Raw genomic sequence first — 17,155 nt, 5'->3', positions numbered from 1 at the left:
TGCCTACCGAATGATGAGATCGATCAAGATGTTGACAGAGTTCAGCAGTGACTGACCTTTGGCTTTGGAATAGTCGGTGTACAGCACCTCGACGGGCTGTTCGGCATACGGCAAGCCCGTCCTTCCAAGCTGCACGATTATCTCTGTGCCGTGCGCCATCCGATCTTGCTTCAGCTTTATTTGCCGCAGCGCATCCTCGCGGATCACGCGCAGGCCGTTGTGGGCATCAGTCAATCGGGTCTTGGTCGTCCAATTTGTCACCGCGACGGCAGTCTTCAGCACGGCCTTCTTTAGTATCCCGGGTTTGGAGCGCTCATCAAGGAATCGCGATCCAAAGACGATGGCGAGGTCTTCTGTTCGCGCGCGATCGGCCATGACTGCAGCGTCTTCAACTCTATGTTGGCCGTCGGCATCGAAAGTCACCACGTAGCGCGCACCCCGTTCGAGTGCGAACTCGAACCCGGTTTGTAACGCCGCTCCCTGACCGAGGTTAATCGGGTGAGTAACGGTTTTCGCTCCCACAGATCTGGCGAGGGCACCCCCGCCGTCGTTTGAGCCGTCGTCGATGCAGACGACGTTCGGGAAGACAGGGAGGAGGCCCGCCACAACCCCGGCGATCACGGTAGCCTCGTTATACAGGGGGATCACTACCCAGACATCGCGGTTCGGTACGCTCGGGTGCGAGCGCGGGTTCGCTATCTGGGTCATGGAGCCATTCTGGCAGACACGATCTGTGTCAGCGGATCCAGGCTAGTGGCGTTCCAGAGTTCACTAGGTACTGGAGTTGGCGATTGAATGCCCCTAAACTCTAGACATTCAATTGAAACTAGAGACTTTTTTGTCTCGGGGCGGGAAAATCCATGAAGCAACGGTATAGACACCTGCGCTTATTGCTGGTGTCCTTTGCGGTAGCTCTTGCTGTATTGGTTAGCCCTTTGGCAGAAACTGCGACTCCCGCTCAAGCCGTGGTCACGGGCTTTAATCCGGGAAATATCGTCTCTGACTCCGTCTTTTACAACGGGGCAGCGATGAGTGCTTCGGAAGTTCAGGTGTTCCTTAACCAACGGATCGCGGCGACGTCAGATGGTCGCTGCACAATTGGCGACCCCGGCCGGGGGGCATGGAGCGCTTGGGGCAGCACTTTCATTGCAAGTGTGTGCATGAAGGATGCTCACTTCGCTACAGCTTCTCGCGCGGCCAACGCCTATTGCGCGGCGTATCCGGGATCTGCGTGGGAATCGACCTCGAGCATCATCGCCAAGGTTGGCCAAGCGTGTGGAATTAGCCCGAAGGTATTGCTCGTGATGCTTGAGAAAGAGCAGTCACTCGTTTCTGACACGTTTCCTACGGCACGTCAGTACAACTTTGCGATGGGATACGCCTGTCCGGATAGCGGCCCCAATAACTCGGCAAACTGCGACCCATCCCAGACAGGTTTCTTTCAACAGGTATATCGCGCCGCATGGCAGCTAAAGGTTTATCGGGCTTTTCCCAATAGTTATAACTACAAGCCTTTCCAGGTAAACACGATCCAGTGGCACCCAAATCGCGATTGTGGAACCTCGCAGGTCTACATCGAAAACTGGGCAACTGCTGCTCTCTACATTTACACCCCCTATCGTCCGAATCAGGCTGCCCTCAACGCCGGCTGGGGTACCGGCGATGCGTGTTCAAGCTACGGTAACCGCAACTTCTATAACTTCTACAAGTCGTGGTTCGGCAGCCCGCATGCTTCGATACCAGTCAATGGCAAAATTGCCGAAGGCTGGCGGGAGCTCGGGGGAACAGACGGCACATTTGGTGATCCAGTTGCCGCCGCACAATCCTCTCCGGCTCACGGGGGAGGGACTTACCAGAAATTCGAAGGCGGGATTATCTTCGCTGAGAATAGGTCTGGCCAGTATTCGTGGATGAGTTACGGACCATTTCTGGAAAACTATGAGAACGCTGGTTTCGTAAGCGGTTCCTGGGGTTGGCCGACAGGAAAGGCAGCGTGCCGTCTTGTAAACGGAGGGTGCACAATGCCGTTCCAGAATGGAACGGTGGCCTACAGCCCGTCGACCGGATCAATGCTGATTCCCGAAAAACTGTTCCAGGAATGGTTGCGTCTTGGCGGCGTAGCTAGCGAACTGGGGTACCCGCTAGAATCCTCTGTCGTTGGTGCTGGAAACGCGGTTTCTCAGAAATTCGTCGGAGGGTATCTTGGATGGTCACTTGCGGCTGGAGCGCAGAGAGTTCCTGCAGCCATAACTTCAGCGTGGCTCGCGGCTGGCGGCGTGCAGGCTCTCGGTGTTCCAACGGAGCCTGCAAAAGCAATTTCGGCCAACGGAGGTGGCACAGCACACGAACTGAGTAACGGCACCATCTGGGTTTCGCCGCAGGGTACGGTGCAGATGTCGAATGGTCCGTTCAAGGCTCAGTATCTTGCTGCTGGCGGGCCTTCGGGTTCGTGGGGGTGGCCGAAGACGAATGCAGCATGTCGCCTAGTTGAGGGTGGCTGCTACATGGAGTTCCAGTTCGGTACGGGAATGTGGTCGGCTGGTACGGGGCTTGTGCTGGTTTCGAATGAGGCCTTCGCGATTTGGAATCGTGAGGGTGGTTCCTTTGGGTATCCCATTGCTCCTCCGGTGACCGTGTCGGCCAATGGTGGTGGGGTGGTGCAGGAGTTCACTCGTGGGGCCGTCTGGGCATCGCCGCAGGGTACGGTGCAGATGTCGAATGGTCCGTTCAAAGCTGGTTATCTCTCAGCCGGCGGCCCCGCAGGTCTGTGGGGTTGGCCAGTGAATAACGCAGTGTGTGAAGCTGACAGCTGCTCAATGGGATTCCAGAACGGACTGGTCAATTATCAATCGGGTGAATTCTCTTTCACTCCACGAGGATGAACGTGGCAGTCTTGGGATTCCACTGCCGTCACGAAAATAGCCGGGAGTGATGAATGGCTCCGATAGATAACAGTGGCTTGGGCATCCTGGGTGCCGGCGGGCAGGCTCGAGAACTTGTCGAATACTGCGGCCGAGAAGCGGCCTTTCATGCGGTGCATCGTCAGTACATAAGTGTGGGTTCAGCGTTGGTCGACGTTGAAGATCCGCCTGAACATCTACGCAATGTGCCTGTTGTCGTCGGTGTTGGTGCGCCAGCCGCTAAACGACAACTCGTGGAAGCCTGGCCAGGAAAAATTTTCGAGACAATCCTTGGCCCGATGTGCAGAGTGGCTACCTCCGCGAGACTTGAAATTGGGTGTGTGATTGCACCATTTGCAGCATTGATGGCGGAGACAAGAATCGGGCAGCATGTCCTTGTCAACACGGCTGCAATTGTTTCTCACGAGACGCTAGTTGAAGATTACGTCACAATCTCACCGCGCGCGGTGATTGGAGGGAACTGTACGATTCTTCGGGGGGCGTTTATAGGTATTGGGGCGACAGTCAGAGACAACGTAACGATCGGCGCCGGTGCAGTTATCGGCGCTGGAGCGGTGGTCATACGGGATGTCGGCGAGAACGAAGTCGTTGCGGGTGTGCCTGCGCGAAGGCTGCGCCTTGCGACGGGCTGGCTCAGGGAAATCTGATGAGCCAACTTGTGAATACAGGACGCGGGCGCGCCCCTCGGATACTCCATTTGACACATGACAACATGTTCATCGCTCGACTTTCTGGCTACTTGGAGCAGGTCCTTCCCGGGTCGAGCGATTTCGTAATTCTCATCACCGGCGAGGTCTTCAAACATCCTGTCAAAGGACGGCTGTTGGCAGCTACGCCCTCAGTGGACGAGATCCTTGCGTTGGTTTCGTCGAAAGTCAATCAGTATGACTACTTCGTCGTCCACTACTTGATTCCCGAGTGGGCAGACCTAATCCCTTCCGTGGAGAAGAGTGTACGGGTTATTTGGAGTGGCTTCGGGGGAGATTATTACGGGAGTGACATATCGCCCGATGACGGAATTCTCGCACCGCTAACAGCCGAGCTCGTGGGTAGTTGGGCACCCAAGCTCCGGATAACCGGTCGGATAGCGCAGAAGTTAGCAGGCTATCGACAGGGATCCCCTAAGAGACGCGCGGTGAAGCGTGTGGACGCCTTCTCGGCGCCAGTGCCCACAGACCTGAAGATTATGCGAGCTCGCTACTCTCAGTTTCGTGGAGATTATGTGCAACTGTCCTATGCCACGTCAGAGGAGTCAGCGGGCGACGCGCTTAACCCAACTGGTGAGAACATCCTTGTTGGGAATTCCGCAAGTCCAAGCAACAATCACTTAGACGTTTTTGAACAGCTTGCAGGCGCCAAAGATCCGGGCAGAAAGGTCCTGGTCCCTCTGAGTTACGGTGAACCGCAGGTCTACCGTGAGGCCATTATTGCTGCGGGCGTCAAACACTTTGGTGAGGATTTCGTACCCATTCTCGACTTTATGCCTTTGGATGACTACAACCGTCTCATCTCGAGTTGCTCATTCGTGATCATGGGCCATCGTCGTCAGCAAGGACTGGGAAATATTCTGGCTGCCCTGCTCAGCGGGTCCACGCTCATATTAGACCGGGCAAATCCAGTACATGAGTATCTCTCTCAACTTGGTGTGCGGTTGACAACGCTCGATGATCTTTCGCATCGCACCATTCAGGAAACTAGGCTCGAGCCAGATGACGTGATCGCGAATCGGGCTCTCGTAGAGCAATCGTGGGCTCGCTCGACTGTACTTGAGAACCTACGGAATACCTTCAACGCGTCGTGAGTGGAGTTCTGGCCTAGTTGACCTGCCTAAAGATCTGCGCGAAGTTAGGGCTGGCTACAAGCACACTAGTGTGGTTGGCATGATGCCCCGTGTGCCGTTTATCCGCCCAACGATGCCTGAAGCAGGAAAACTCGCTTCCGACTTCGAATCGATTTCCGCTGCCAACTGGTACACAAATTTCGGGCCTCAGGAGCAGGCCTTTCGGCGCGGGATCTCCAGTTTCATCGGGAATTCTCCGGACGTCGTGACGGTCGCCAACGCGACGACCGGAATCATGACAGCACTGGCGGCGCTCCTCCCGCGCGGCGAGGGTGCAGAGTCGATCGCGACAGCGTCATTCACCTTTGCTGCCGGTGCGCAGGCAGTCTTATGGCACGGATATCGTCCTGCCTGGATTGATATCGACCTCACCACGCTTCAGCCGTCCCTTGATTCGCTCTTCGACCTCATGCAGCGGGACCCAAGTATCAAGGCAATCCTGCTGACGAACTCATTTGGTATCGGCAACCCAAGAGTTCCAGAGTGGGAAGCCGCAGCAGCGGCACACGGTATTCCCCTGATCATTGATTCTGCACCGGGCTTTGGCTCGGAGTACCCCTCTGGAGAGTTGCTCGGGACGAGGGGAAACTGTGAGATTTTCTCTTTTCATGCGACCAAGCCTTTTGCTATTGGAGAAGGAGGCGCCGTGGTCACCAGGGACGCTTCTCTCGCCGAGCGCATCAGAGAAATCACGAACTTTGGATTTCACGGGAAACCGGCGGAGGCGGTGTTGCCGGGTCTCAATGGGAAGCTTCAAGAAATAAATGCCGCAATAGGGCTTCGGCAGTTGGCAAATTTTGACAACACTCTGCGTGAGAGGCGGCGCTTGCTATCCCGCTACGCCGAGCGACTCGACGGTTCAGAGTTTTCGTTGGCACCAGGCGCGATCGTGTCTTCGGGGGGTTTTGCTCCGATCGTCGTCGCTGACTCCCAGAGGAGGGACGCTGCCCTGGAACACCTGGACGACGCAGGCGTTGACGCTCGAAGCTATTACTCCCCGCCGGTTCATTCGCACCACATATTTCAAAGATTCCAACCTCTTGTAGACCTGAGAAACTCCGAGGATCTTGCCCGCCGAATGATTTCGTTGCCAGTTCTTCCGGGGATGACCGACGATGAATTCGATCGTGTGTGTTCAGCCGTTGAGGAGTCAGTGGAGCGTGTCTGACGGACCGACATGCCTGAGCGAAGAAGCGGCTCATCTCGAGACTCCCGTGGATGGAGCGCCCACCGGGTAGCTCGGAGGGGCACCTCGCAGATATAGGCCGAGTAGGATTGCCGTCATGGAAAAAGATTTCATTCCGCCCGCAAGACCAATTATTGGGGACGAAGAGCGCGCAGCTGTAGATCGCGTCATGCGATCCGGCATGATTGCTCAAGGTCCTGAGGTTGCGGCGTTCGAGCAAGAGTTCGCTGACCATTTCGTGCAGGGTCGAGTAACGGTGGCGGTAAATTCGGGCACCAGCGGACAGCATCTGGGCTTGCTCGCTGCGGGTGTGGGTGCGGGCGACGAAGTGATCGTGCCCTCCTTTACCTTCGCTGCCACGGGCAATTCAGTTGCACTGACCGGTGCCACCCCGGTGTTTGCCGATATCGAACCAGACTATTTCTCACTCGCTGCAGACTCCGTGCGAGCCGCCATCACTCCGCGTACCAAGGGGATCATGCCAGTGCACTTGTACGGGCACCCATTCCTCGTCGATGAAATCGAAGCCATTGCTCTGGAGCACGGGCTCGCGATCTATGAGGATGCTGCCCAGGCTCACGGTGCGAGTTGGAAGGGTCGACCGGTTGGCACCATCGGGGATTTTGCCATGTTCAGTCTTTACCCGACGAAGAATATGACCTCGGGTGAGGGGGGCATGGTGAGTTGTGCTTCCGATGTCATTGCACGAAACGTGCGGTTGCTGCGCAATCAGGGTATGGAGAAGCAGTACGAGAACGAGGTAGTCGGATTCAATGCTCGTATGACTGACATACACGCGGCAATTGGTCGCGTGCAACTCACGAAGGTCGACGCTTGGACAGCGCTGCGTCAAAGAAATGCCGCGACATTGGATGCAGGACTGTCAACTCTGGCAGAAGTGCAAACGCCGAAGGTAGCAGATGGTGCCGTGCATGTGTACCACCAGTACACCATTCGTGTGGCCGCTGCCGAACGCGATCGCATTCGTCGGGCGCTCCAGGAGGAACATCAGGTCGGATCGGGTGTCTACTACCCGATCCCGAATCATCGGTTGCCTTCTCTCGCGAAATTCGCGCCGGGTCTCGATCTTCCAGAAACTGAGCGTGCTGCGAGTGAGGTGCTGTCTTTGCCAGTACATCCATCGCTCAGTGAGGGCGACCTCGAGCGAATTGTGCAGGCAGTGACAGCTGTAGTTAAGGCAGGTGCGTAATGACGCTCAGAGCAGGGCTTCTCGGTGTGGGAATGATGGGCCGTCACCATGCCCGAGTGCTGCGTGAAGTTGAGGGTGTGGAGCTCACTGCAATTGCCGACCCGGGTGGCGACCCGCACGGGGTCTCCGGTGGCCTCGAGGTGCTGCCGGATGTGGAGGCATTGATTGCTGCTGGCATTGACATTGCGATCGTGGCTGTACCAACTCAGTTTCATTTCGAGGCTGCAATGAAACTCGCTGAAGCCGGTGTGCACACGTTGGTTGAAAAGCCCATTGCGCACACACTGGACGCAGCTGAAAAGATGGTTGATGCGTTCGAGTCCCGCGGACTTGTCGGTGCGGTGGGGCACGTGGAACGTTTTAATCCCGCACTACAGGACTTGCGCAGACGTTTAGAAGCTGGCGAGCTGGGCGAGGTGTACCAGATTGCAACCCGTCGACAAAGCACCTTCCCGGCGAGAATCGCCGACGTAGGGGTGGGGAAGGATCTTGCCTCGCACGACATCGATCTGACCTCTTGGGTGGCCCAGTCTGAGTATGCGGCTGCATTCGCGCAAATTGCAACAAAGAGCGGTCGTGCGCACGAAGATATGATCGCGATTACTGGGCGATTGGCGAATGGCATCATCGTGAACCACCTCGTGAATTGGCTGAGCCCCATGAAAGAGCGGATTACCGCAGTCACAGGCGAGCGTGGAACGTTCGTTGCGGACACCGCTACGGGAGATCTCACCTTCTACGCGAACGGAACGTTCCCGCTCGAGTGGGCCTCGATCTCCACCTTCCGTGGAGTCTCTGAGGGGGACATCACACGCTACTCCTTGGTGAAGCGGGAGCCCCTGCGTGTTGAGCAAGAAGCATTCCGTGACGCAGTCCTCGGTCAGCCGACTGATATTGTCACGATGAGGCAGGGTCTCCATACGCTCGCGGTCGTAGAAGGAGCTCTTCACTCCGCAGCCAGCGGCGAATCCATCACTTTTTAAACCGCAAGGATCTTCATGAAACGCGTATGGCCGGCCCTGAAAGAGCTGTTGCCGCTCCTTCCCCTAGGAGCGCAACGGTATTTCGTTTGGTACATGATCGCTACTACGCTGATTACTGCGCTTGATGTGATCGCCATGTCACTCTTAGCGATCATTATTGGGCCAGCTTTGACCGGCGGAACCCTCAATCTGCCGGTCATCGGTGAGGTTTCAGGCGAGCTGGCACCGACAATTGCGTTGATCGCCTGTTTGATGATCATTTCGAAGTCAGCATTGTCTCTGCTGCTTCACTGGTTCGCCACGCGCAGATTTGCGCGATATGAGCTAGAAATTGGCGATCGGATGTTTAAGGCATACATCAACTCGTCGTGGGAAGAACGTTCGAAGCGGACAGTCGCGGAGATTACGCGAATTGCTGATGGCGGTATCGCCAACACCATGGCCGGATTCCTGCTTCCGCTCATGCGCGTGCCGAGCTCCATCTTCACGTTTGTACTCATAATTGTGGTGCTCTTCGCAGTTGATCCGGTGACATCCATAATCGCTTTGGTCTACCTCACATTCGTGGCGCTTGTCGTGCACCAGGTGGTGACCAAGCGCGCTCTTGAAGCTGCTGTGGTGAACCGTAATTTCAGCTACCGGGTAGCCATCTTGATGACGGAGATGATGGAGGCGCTCAAGGAACTGAGCCTGCGCAACCGCCTCGGCCAGGTCGCAGACATCGTGACCCAGAACAGAAATAGGTCCGTTCGAGCTCGAGCCAACGGCTCATTCCTCAGCATCGTTCCTGGGTTTGCCTTCGAAGCCGCGCTCATCGGCGGGGTTATTCTTATCGGTGGAGTCTCATTCATGCAGGGTGGCATGGTTGCCGCCTTGGCATCCGTAGCTCTCTTTGCAGCCACAGGATTTCGGTTGATCCCAGCGATCACCGGAATTCAGGGTGGAATTGTGCAGGCGGTCGCGACGCTCCCATCGGTTGATGACGTTGTCGGCGACCTCACCGCCGCGGAGAAAGACATGCGGGCATCACAGCCTCCGGCCGACACCGAGGAATTGGGTGAGGATCCCGCGGAGCTGCGCCTGACCGATGTTCGTTTCCGGTATCCGAGCGCTGAAGCAGATGTGATCCAGGGCATGAGTTTGACGATTCCGCTCGGGAGTTCGCTCGGAATCGTGGGGCCGTCGGGCGCAGGAAAGTCCACCCTCATCGATCTCATCCTCGGACTGAGTCAGGCTTCATCCGGGCAGATCTCGATTGACGGAAAGCCGCTGGCGTCGGTGCTGCGACAGTGGCGCGGGCGTGTGGGATATGTGCCACAGCGGGTCGCTCTGTTTGATGGCACGATCGCGCAGAACGTCGCGTTGACCTGGACCGATGAAATTGACCGCGAGCGGGTGGCGTACGCGCTCGAGCGCGCTCAGCTCACCTCGCTTGTGGCATCCCGCACGAACGGTATTGACGAGAGAATCGGCGAGCGCGGTGTATCGCTGTCGGGCGGACAGCAACAGCGCCTCGGAATCGCGCGTGCGTTGTACGCCGATCCACTCGTCCTGGTCTTGGACGAGGCAACGAGCTCTCTCGACACGAAGACCGAGGCAGAGGTGACCAAGGCGATCCAATCGCTGAAAGGGGAAGTCACCCTCATCTCCGTTGCACACCGTTTGTCGACGATCAAGAACTATGACCGTATTTGCTACCTCGACGACGGCATCATCGTCTCGCAGGGCACCTTCAACGAGGTGGCGGGGCAATTGCCTGCGTTTGCCGAGCAGGTCACGCTCGCGGGCCTGGGCGTGCAGCCGTAAGGGGAATGTAGGAGAGGCGAACACCGGACAAGGGTCGCGGGTGTCTACCCGGCTGACGGGCGCGGCCCGCCAGGTAGACTCTTCGCATGTTGAGTTCGGGTCGGCCATAGGACCATCCCGTAATGAATAGAAATCGACTCCCGCGCTGGGTGAACGCGGTCATTGACGCGATCGCGGACGCTCCGATGAGCCCGATTGGCAGGGTCGCTGCTCGGCGGATGGGAAAGCCCGCACCTCGGGGAAGCGTGCCTGCCACGAGCTTTGCCCCCTGTGCTCGACGTGTCCTCATCACCCCCGTCAACTACTCCGGTCAGGCCACCGCCTGGGCACGATCCCTCGAAGCTGAACTCCCAGATCTCTCAGCAAGAAGCGCCGCCATCGACGTGCCGGGCGGGTTCTCATTTCCGGCAGACCTGATCGTACCGGTCGCGACATTCCACAATGATCCGGACTGGCAACACAGACAGTTCGAAGCGGCCGCTGGCGCGACACACGTCTTGATCGAGGCTGAAGAACCGATATTTGGTCGCCTGCTGGGCCGATCGGTGGAATCCCAAGCCGAGGCGCTCCGTCAACGGGGGGTGGACGTGGCGTTCATGGCTCATGGCACGGATGTACGGTTGCCGTCACGGCACGTGCGCTCCAACCCCTGGTCCCATTTTGCCGATACGGATATTTACGTGCCGCGCTTGGAAGCGCTCGCCGCCCGCAATATCGCGCTGCTCTCCCGTTTCGGAGCGCCAGTGTTCGTGTCGACGCCCGACCTCCTGCGTGACCTGCCCGATGCACAGTGGTGCCCGGTCGTTATCGAGCCCGGGCGCTGGCACACCCCACATCGGGACGCAATGAGTCGCCCCCTGCGTGTGGCCCATGCGCCCTCGGTCGGCGCGGTCAAGGGAACCGAACTGATGATGCCGGTGCTTGAGCGGCTCGCGTCTGAGGGTGTGATCGCGCTCGATCTCCTGCGCGGTGTGCCCTCGGCCGAGATGCCGGAGGTGTTTCAGCAGGCTGATGTCGTGATCGATCAGCTGCGTATCGGCTCGTACGGGGTTGCGGCATGCGAGGCGATGGCTGCCGGTGCCGTGGTCGTGGGGCATGTCAGCGATGCCGTGAGAGATCTCGTGTCGCAGCACACGGGGCGTGCCCTCCCCATCGTGGAGGCGAATCCAGAGAGCATTGAATCGGTGTTGCGTGGTCTTGCCGCTCGCGATGACCTCTCTGGCTTTCGTGCGCAGGGGCTCGAGTTTGTGCGAGAGATCCACGATGGGCGCCGATCCGCGGAGGTGCTGCGGACGCACTGGATTGAACGAGAACGAAAGGTGGCGCGCGATGCATCCGATCGCTGAACGAGTTTGGCGCCTGGTTCCGAAGTGCCTGCAGGATGCCATCGCGTCCGGCGTTGACCGGCTCCAGGGGGTCACGCCTCCGCCCGCCCCGGTACCCGATGTCACCAAGCAGTTTCGGGTGCTGATCGGACCGGTGAACTACGCGGGCCAGGGCTACCGCTGGGCTCGCGCCCTGGAGTCGACTGGAGTCGTCTCAGCCCGCAACTACGTGCATACGGGCAATAATCCGTTTGGCTACAGTGCAGATCATCTCGTCACCTGGCGCACATCTGAGCACTCTCGAGCCTGGCAGAAATCGATGCTTGCTGAGATCGAGCGCAGCTACACGCACGTGCTCATTGAGGCATGCTTTCCGATTCTGGGGGGCATGTTTGGCGGTGATGTCCGGCGTCAGGTCGAGGTGATCCGTGCCGCCGGTGTCAGCGTCGGCGTGGTGGGCCACGGCACCGATGTTCGCCTGCCCTCCTCGCATCTCGCACAGACGAAGTACTCGCACTTTGGTGCAGGCGCGTCTGCGTGGGCTCCCGTCGATCGGATTGAGCAGACCGTCGCAGAGAACCTTGCCCTCATTGCCGACCTCGATGCCCCCACGTTCGTCTCAACCCCTGGGCTGCTTTCGGACCTCCCTCGGGCACACCTGCTCGGGGTGGTCATTGAGCCGGAGGTGTGGGCGACTGAGCGCCCAGTGCTGGTGCGTGAGCGGCCACGTGTGGTGCATGCCCCGACCCAGACGCATGTCAAGGGCACGGATCTCATTCGGCCGGTACTGCGACGCCTGCACGCCGAGGGGCTGATCGAATACGTCGAACTCGAGGGGATCTCGCACGCCGCGATGCCCGACGTATTCGCGGATGCCGACATCGTGCTTGACCAGTTCCGCATCGGAGACTACGGGGTTGGTGCGTGTGAGGCAATGGCTTCGGGCAGACTGGTGCTCACCTACCTCACCGCAGAGGTACGAGCCGAAGTGGGTGCGCAGGCAGGAATGGCCATTCCGATCCCTGAGGTCACCATCGACAGTCTCGAGCAGGTGATGCGCGACATAGTGGATCGGCGCCAGCACTACCGGGACCTGGCCGCTCAGGGGCCGGAGTACGTGCGACGGCTGCACAACGGCGACTTCTCCTCGACCGTGCTGTTGCGTGAATTCCTGGAGAAGTGACATGCGCGTCATGATCGTCTCCCGCATTTATCGACCCGAACCGTCGGCCGCTTCCTTGTTCCTGGGGGCGGTGGCAGATCGGCTGCTCAGCGACGGGCACCGGGTGGATGTGCTGACCGCGGCCCCGCCCCGCGGGAGTGTGGCGGGTTCCCGAGGCGAACGCATCCGTACCTTCCCGGTGCTGCGTGATGCGAACGGGTATGTGCGGGGCATCGTGCAGTACCTGAGCTTTGACCTTCCACTCGTGTTTCGGCTGTTGTTCGCTCGGCGGGCCGACGTGGTGCTGGTGGAGCCACCTCCGACTACTGGTGCGGTGGTGCGGATGGTGTGTGCAGTGCGCCGCATGCCCTACGTGTACGACGCCGCAGATATCTGGTCAGACGCGGCTCAGCTGGAGCCGGTTTCGCCGCTCGTCGTGCGGGTGCTGCGCTGGGTCGAAGGGCTCGCGCTGCGGGGCGCGGCTCACACGGTGACCATTTCGCAGGGCGTCGCCACTCGCGTTCGAGCCTTTAGCGTGGTGCGGCCCGTCACGGTGACGGGCTTTGGGGCCGATATGCAGGAGTTCCATTACGAGGCGGGTGAGCCGCAGCGGCTCTTCGTCTACGCGGGAAGCTATGCGCCCGCGCACGGTGCAGAGGTCCTCGTCGGAGCATTCGCCAAGTTCCTGCAATCCCATCCCGGGTACACGCTCCGCTTCGTCGGCAATGGGGTCGAACGGCCACTCGTCGAGTCCAGAGCCGCCGAATTGGGGGTGACGGCGAGCATCGAGTATCTTGACCCCGTTTCGCCAGCCGAACTCCTCCCGCATCTGGGAGCCGCAGTCGCGAGCCTGGCGACCATCAAGCCCGGTACCGTGTACGAGTACTCCTACGCCTCAAAAGCCTTCTCCTCATTGGCGGCAGGATGTCCGGTGCTGTTTGCGGGGCCGGGGCCCACTGCCGACCTCATTGACTCGGCGAACGAACACGTGCGTGCGGGCCTCAGCTGCGCCTACGACGAGGGCGCGATCGCCCTGGCGATGAGTGAGCTGGCTGACGACCCGGTGCGCGCAGAGCACCGGCAAGCCCTGAGCCGTTGGACCGCGGCCGAGCACTCGATGGTCGCGGTGGCTGACCGTGTGGCGGGCGTGCTTCTGACCCTGAAGGGAAACGCCAATGGCTCGGATGCTCAATAGGATCACAGATTGGCTCATGCGCCGACGCGCATCGTTGCCCGGCTGGGTCAACCGCATGATGGAATCCGTCGCGCGTAACCCGGATGGCTTCGTGGGACGACTCGCTGGCCGTCTGTTGCGGGGGAAGGATCCGGAGCCGACCTCCGTGCCCGAGCAAGCAGTGCGTCTGTACATTGCCCCGACCAACTATTCAGGTCAGGGCTACGCCTGGGCGCGAGCCGTCGAACGGGCAGACTCGGGAATCGGCGCGCGGAATATGGCCGTGGAGATTCCGGGTGGATTCGGCTTCGCTGCAGACACGCACGTTCCGATCGCATCGGTGAACGCCTCAGCCGAATGGGCCGAGGCCGAGTGGGCCGTGGTCACCAGCTTCACCCACGTGCTCGTGGAGGCGGAGCGCTCGATCTTCGGGAGACGTTTCGATCGCGATCTGCGGAAGGAAATCGCGGCACTGGAGCAGCGGGGAATCAGTGTGGCTTTCCTGTGTCACGGCACCGATATTCGCGACCCAGCCGCGCACGCTACCCGGACCCCGTGGTCGCCGTACCCCCAAGATCCTCGCACCGACACCCTGCAGGCTGATGCGCTGGCCAATCATCGGTTGCTCGCGGACCTGCGTCGACCCACATTCGTCTCCACTCCGGATCTCATCGATGATGTGCCGTGGGCACGATGGTGTCCGGTCGTCGTGGACGCAACCCCGTTTGCCGCCGGGGAGCCGTTCACCCGCCCGATTCCGCGGGTATTGCACGTCTCGAGCTCAGCGGTGCAGAAGGGCACCCACCTCATCGCGCCCGTGGTGCAGGCACTGAGCAGTCAGGGGCTGATCGAGTACCAACCGGTGACGGGTGCGGCTGCCGCCGACATGCCAGCGCTGTACGCGGGGGCCGATATCGTGCTCGATCAGTTCCGACTGGGTTCATACGGGGTGGCCGCGTGCGAGGCCATGGCGGCGGGCCGGGTGGTCGTCGGACATGTGCTTCCCAGCGTTCGCGAGCGAGTGCGCAACGACTGCGGCCACGAGTTACCCATCGTCGAGGCAACCCCAGACACGCTGGCAGCCGTGTTGACCGAGCTCATCACCGATCGCGAACGCTCCCGCGCAATCGCCGCGCGTGGGCCAGGGTTTGTGGCTGCCGTGCACGATGGGCGGCTGAGTGCGAATGCGTTGCTCGAAGGGTGGATCCGCGGCTCAGGCTGAAGGCTGTGCCAACCGGGCCTGATCTCGGGTATCTTTCCACTTCCGCATCCGTTTCTCGACCGGACGTTCGAGGAAGGAATGCAGCGCCCAGGCAGCAATCAGATCGACCGCGAGGATGGCAAGAAGCCAGCCGAGGTTTCGCCAGCTCGGTGGCTGCGGACCTAAGATTCTCAGGGCAAGGTAGATGAACGTTGCGTGGATGAGGTAGAAGGCGAACGACCATTCACCGAGCTTGATTTGCAGTTTCGACTCGAAGAATGACTTCTTGTCACGGAGCGTTTGCGCGGCCAACGAGACGATGGCAAGGGCACATGCGACGGTGAACAGTTCGTTCGTGAACGCCGGAAGTTGGCGAAGCAGAGGGAATGCGTCCAGGTAGCCGTTATTGATGAGCACCAACACGACGATCACGGCGGCCATTGATCCCACTCCCACGATGGGGTGGAACCGCGGACGCCAACCGTTGCGCATTGCCCACGCCAGGGCCATTCCCAGCACGAACTCCGGCAGCCGTTCCACGGGCAGTGGGAGGAGCCCGAGGATCGATCCCGGCCACAGCACCATGCCGATTCGGTATCCGAACGCGTAGATGACCGTGCCGGCGGCGAAGAGCAGGGCGCCGCGAGTGGCCAGAGGCACCAGCACTCGCGAGATCCACGGATGCAGCGCATAGAAGAAGGCCTCACAGGTGAGCGTCCACGCGGCCGGATTCCCCGAAAAGAGGATGACCGGATTGCTGGACCATCCCTGGAGGAGAAGAACAGAAATGAGCAGGATACCGAGGTCGAAGGGCTTCAGGAAGCTCCCCTCGGGGATGGCGCTCAGGGTATAAAAGACGGGGATGGCCAGCGCCAACGCGACGATGTGGAGCGGCCAGATCCGCGCGAACCTGCGCCAATAGAAGGTTGAGGTGGGCACCGCGGGTCGTGCCGACCAGGTGAGCACGAAACCCGACAGCACGAAGAAGAAAGTGACACCCAGGTAGCCGTAGTCAAAGACAGCTGTCGCTGGCCCCGGAAGCGGGGCAAACACCCTCATGTGGTAGAAGAACACCACGAAAGCGGCCCACCAGCGCAGGCCGGTCAGCGCGTCGAGTCGGCGTGTCTTCTGCGCGAGCACGTGAGAGGAAGACAGCGCATTAACCTTTCGCCGGGTGAATGTAACGCCGTTTATCCTACCGATAAGATCAGGCATCATGGATGCTCCGATCGTTGATGCAGTGATTGCCGTGCACAGTTCGACTCGCCCCATCGCGCGGGCGGTTGCTTCAATCGTCGATCACACGAGCGCTCCGGTGCGGGTGAGCGTCGTAGCTCACAACATCGATCCAGAGATCATTCGGTCGAACCTCGGCGAATACGCGTCGCATCAGCGAGTGCGGCTGCTGTCGCTGCACGACGGGATCCACTCGCCAGCTGGCCCGATGAATCACGGGCTCGATGCCGCCACGGCCCGCTTCGTGACCGTCATCGGGTCTGACGACGAGCTCGCGCCGGGCGCCATTGATTCGTGGCTCGCCCTGCAGCGGGAGACCGATGCATCCACCGTGATCACGAGAATCCGCATGGGTGCACGCGGAAACGATCCATATCCGCCGGTGCGCATGGGCCGACGTCAGCGCTCGCTGGATCCGGTGAAAGACAGACTGGCATATCGGAGTGCGCCACTGGGCCTGGTCGACCGTGAGCGGTTTCCGCAACTGAGATTCACAGAGGGCTTGGCTTCCGGCGAGGACCTCGCCTTTTCGGCGACCCTGTGGTTCACGGGCCGAGCCATCGCCTACGACCTGGTCGGGCCACCGTATGTGGTGCATGAGGATGCGAGTGATCGGGTGACGTTCGCACCGCGCAGCGTGGCCGACGATTTCGCGTTTCTCGATGCGATCGAATCTCAGCCCTGGTTCGGGTCCCTCAGCGCGCGAGGCCGCACCGCCCTGGCGGTGAAGATTCTGCGCGTCCACTTCTTTGATGCCGTCTTGGCGCGGCTGCGCAGTGACGAGGGGCTGCTGGCACATCGCGAGGGGCTGCGCGAGGTACTGGATCGGCTTGCGGTATGGGCGCCCGGGGGTGTGGGCCTGCTCGCGCGGGCTGATCGACGTGTTCTGGATGAGCTCGAGGCAGCATCGCCCAACGGTGAGCGCATCCTGCACTTGCTGGATGCGCGATGGAACTATCGTTCGGTTGACGGAGCCTTCCCCAAGAACCTCTTGCTGGCACTGCATCGGCAGGCACCGCTGCGCACCCTGTGGGCTGGCATGCGCGCGATGAGCACGATGAGCGCGAGCTGAGACTCGCGAAGTGTCTCGAGGCTCGACGACGGGAGTTGG

At 60.0% G+C, this 17,155-nt stretch carries 14 protein-coding genes; 12 read left to right on the top strand and 2 right to left on the bottom strand.

Annotated features, from left to right (window positions below; genetic code table 11):
* Positions 1-3: 3 nt before the first annotated feature.
* Positions 4-708 carry a glycosyltransferase family 2 protein gene (locus ACR0R4_RS02395; protein WP_433645742.1) on the bottom strand — a complete coding sequence of 235 codons (705 nt, stop codon included), beginning with the start codon at positions 706-708 and terminating at the stop codon, positions 4-6.
* Between the two features lie 152 nt (positions 709-860).
* Between ACR0R4_RS02395 and ACR0R4_RS02390 the strand changes: the two genes are divergently transcribed.
* The 11 genes from ACR0R4_RS02390 to ACR0R4_RS02340 all read left to right on the top strand — a co-directional run bounded on the left by ACR0R4_RS02390 (position 861) and on the right by ACR0R4_RS02340 (position 14,829).
* The gene (locus tag ACR0R4_RS02390; protein WP_433645741.1) at positions 861-2,882 is read left to right on the top strand and encodes a LasA N-terminal domain-containing protein; all 2,022 of its coding nucleotides are present in this window, start codon (positions 861-863) and stop codon (positions 2,880-2,882) included.
* A 53-nt stretch (positions 2,883-2,935) separates the two neighbouring features.
* Complete coding sequence (locus ACR0R4_RS02385) at positions 2,936-3,568, top strand: LbetaH domain-containing protein (RefSeq protein WP_433645740.1); 633 nt, start codon at positions 2,936-2,938, stop codon at positions 3,566-3,568.
* Between the two features lie 65 nt (positions 3,569-3,633).
* Positions 3,634-4,722: a TDP-N-acetylfucosamine:lipid II N-acetylfucosaminyltransferase family protein gene (locus ACR0R4_RS02380; protein ID WP_433645739.1), complete on the top strand. Its 1,089-nt coding sequence runs from the start codon at positions 3,634-3,636 to the stop codon at positions 4,720-4,722.
* A gap of 79 nt (positions 4,723-4,801) precedes the next feature.
* Positions 4,802-5,929 (top strand): DegT/DnrJ/EryC1/StrS family aminotransferase, encoded by a 1,128-nt coding sequence (locus ACR0R4_RS02375; protein WP_433645738.1) that lies wholly within the window; start codon positions 4,802-4,804, stop codon positions 5,927-5,929.
* A gap of 115 nt (positions 5,930-6,044) precedes the next feature.
* Positions 6,045-7,157 carry a DegT/DnrJ/EryC1/StrS family aminotransferase gene (locus ACR0R4_RS02370; RefSeq protein WP_433645737.1) on the top strand — a complete coding sequence of 371 codons (1,113 nt, stop codon included), beginning with the start codon at positions 6,045-6,047 and terminating at the stop codon, positions 7,155-7,157.
* Complete coding sequence (locus ACR0R4_RS02365) at positions 7,157-8,140, top strand: Gfo/Idh/MocA family oxidoreductase (protein WP_433645736.1); 984 nt, start codon at positions 7,157-7,159, stop codon at positions 8,138-8,140. Before ACR0R4_RS02370 ends, ACR0R4_RS02365 begins: the two co-directional genes overlap by 1 nt.
* Positions 8,141-8,155: 15 nt before the next feature.
* Complete coding sequence (locus tag ACR0R4_RS02360) at positions 8,156-9,946, top strand: ABC transporter ATP-binding protein (protein ID WP_433645735.1); 1,791 nt, start codon at positions 8,156-8,158, stop codon at positions 9,944-9,946.
* Between the two features lie 122 nt (positions 9,947-10,068).
* Positions 10,069-11,292, top strand: a complete 1,224-nt coding sequence (locus ACR0R4_RS02355; RefSeq protein ID WP_433645734.1) for a hypothetical protein — start codon at positions 10,069-10,071, stop codon at positions 11,290-11,292.
* On the top strand, positions 11,276-12,454 hold the full coding sequence (locus tag ACR0R4_RS02350; protein ID WP_433645733.1) for a glycosyltransferase: 1,179 nt from the start codon (positions 11,276-11,278) through the stop codon (positions 12,452-12,454). The genes ACR0R4_RS02355 and ACR0R4_RS02350 overlap by 17 nt, the downstream gene beginning before the upstream one ends.
* Before the next feature lies 1 nt (position 12,455).
* Complete coding sequence (locus ACR0R4_RS02345) at positions 12,456-13,628, top strand: glycosyltransferase family 4 protein (protein WP_433645732.1); 1,173 nt, start codon at positions 12,456-12,458, stop codon at positions 13,626-13,628.
* Between the two features lie 16 nt (positions 13,629-13,644).
* Positions 13,645-14,829: a glycosyltransferase gene (locus ACR0R4_RS02340; protein ID WP_433645731.1), complete on the top strand. Its 1,185-nt coding sequence runs from the start codon at positions 13,645-13,647 to the stop codon at positions 14,827-14,829.
* Here the strand turns inward: ACR0R4_RS02340 and ACR0R4_RS02335 are convergent.
* Positions 14,821-15,948, bottom strand: a complete 1,128-nt coding sequence (locus ACR0R4_RS02335; RefSeq protein ID WP_433645730.1) for an acyltransferase family protein — start codon at positions 15,946-15,948, stop codon at positions 14,821-14,823. The genes ACR0R4_RS02340 and ACR0R4_RS02335 overlap by 9 nt on opposite strands.
* A gap of 76 nt (positions 15,949-16,024) precedes the next feature.
* Here ACR0R4_RS02335 and ACR0R4_RS02330 point away from each other — a divergent pair, with 76 nt between their 5' ends.
* Positions 16,025-17,116 (top strand): glycosyltransferase, encoded by a 1,092-nt coding sequence (locus tag ACR0R4_RS02330; RefSeq protein WP_433645729.1) that lies wholly within the window; start codon positions 16,025-16,027, stop codon positions 17,114-17,116.
* Positions 17,117-17,155 lie beyond the last annotated feature (39 nt).

The sequence above is a fragment of the Leucobacter fengyongliangi genome (genome assembly GCF_050971685.1).
Lineage (GTDB): Bacteria > Actinomycetota > Actinomycetes > Actinomycetales > Microbacteriaceae > Leucobacter.
Note: the sequence above shows the minus strand (reverse complement) of the source record. Positions and strands in the feature narration are given on the sequence as shown.

Coding starts and splice junctions, on each gene's coding strand:
- ACR0R4_RS02345 (WP_433645732.1), top strand. CDS start 12,456: ATGCGCGTCATGATCGTCTCCCGCATTTATCGACCCGAACCGTCGGCC.
- ACR0R4_RS02340 (WP_433645731.1), top strand. CDS start 13,645: ATGCGCCGACGCGCATCGTTGCCCGGCTGGGTCAACCGCATGATGGAA.
- ACR0R4_RS02390 (WP_433645741.1), top strand. CDS start 861: ATGAAGCAACGGTATAGACACCTGCGCTTATTGCTGGTGTCCTTTGCG.
- ACR0R4_RS02385 (WP_433645740.1), top strand. CDS start 2,936: ATGGCTCCGATAGATAACAGTGGCTTGGGCATCCTGGGTGCCGGCGGG.
- ACR0R4_RS02355 (WP_433645734.1), top strand. CDS start 10,069: ATGAATAGAAATCGACTCCCGCGCTGGGTGAACGCGGTCATTGACGCG.
- ACR0R4_RS02380 (WP_433645739.1), top strand. CDS start 3,634: ATGTTCATCGCTCGACTTTCTGGCTACTTGGAGCAGGTCCTTCCCGGG.
- ACR0R4_RS02360 (WP_433645735.1), top strand. CDS start 8,156: ATGAAACGCGTATGGCCGGCCCTGAAAGAGCTGTTGCCGCTCCTTCCC.
- ACR0R4_RS02395 (WP_433645742.1), bottom strand. CDS start 708: ATGACCCAGATAGCGAACCCGCGCTCGCACCCGAGCGTACCGAACCGC.
- ACR0R4_RS02365 (WP_433645736.1), top strand. CDS start 7,157: ATGACGCTCAGAGCAGGGCTTCTCGGTGTGGGAATGATGGGCCGTCAC.
- ACR0R4_RS02330 (WP_433645729.1), top strand. CDS start 16,025: ATGGATGCTCCGATCGTTGATGCAGTGATTGCCGTGCACAGTTCGACT.
- ACR0R4_RS02350 (WP_433645733.1), top strand. CDS start 11,276: ATGCATCCGATCGCTGAACGAGTTTGGCGCCTGGTTCCGAAGTGCCTG.
- ACR0R4_RS02375 (WP_433645738.1), top strand. CDS start 4,802: ATGATGCCCCGTGTGCCGTTTATCCGCCCAACGATGCCTGAAGCAGGA.
- ACR0R4_RS02370 (WP_433645737.1), top strand. CDS start 6,045: ATGGAAAAAGATTTCATTCCGCCCGCAAGACCAATTATTGGGGACGAA.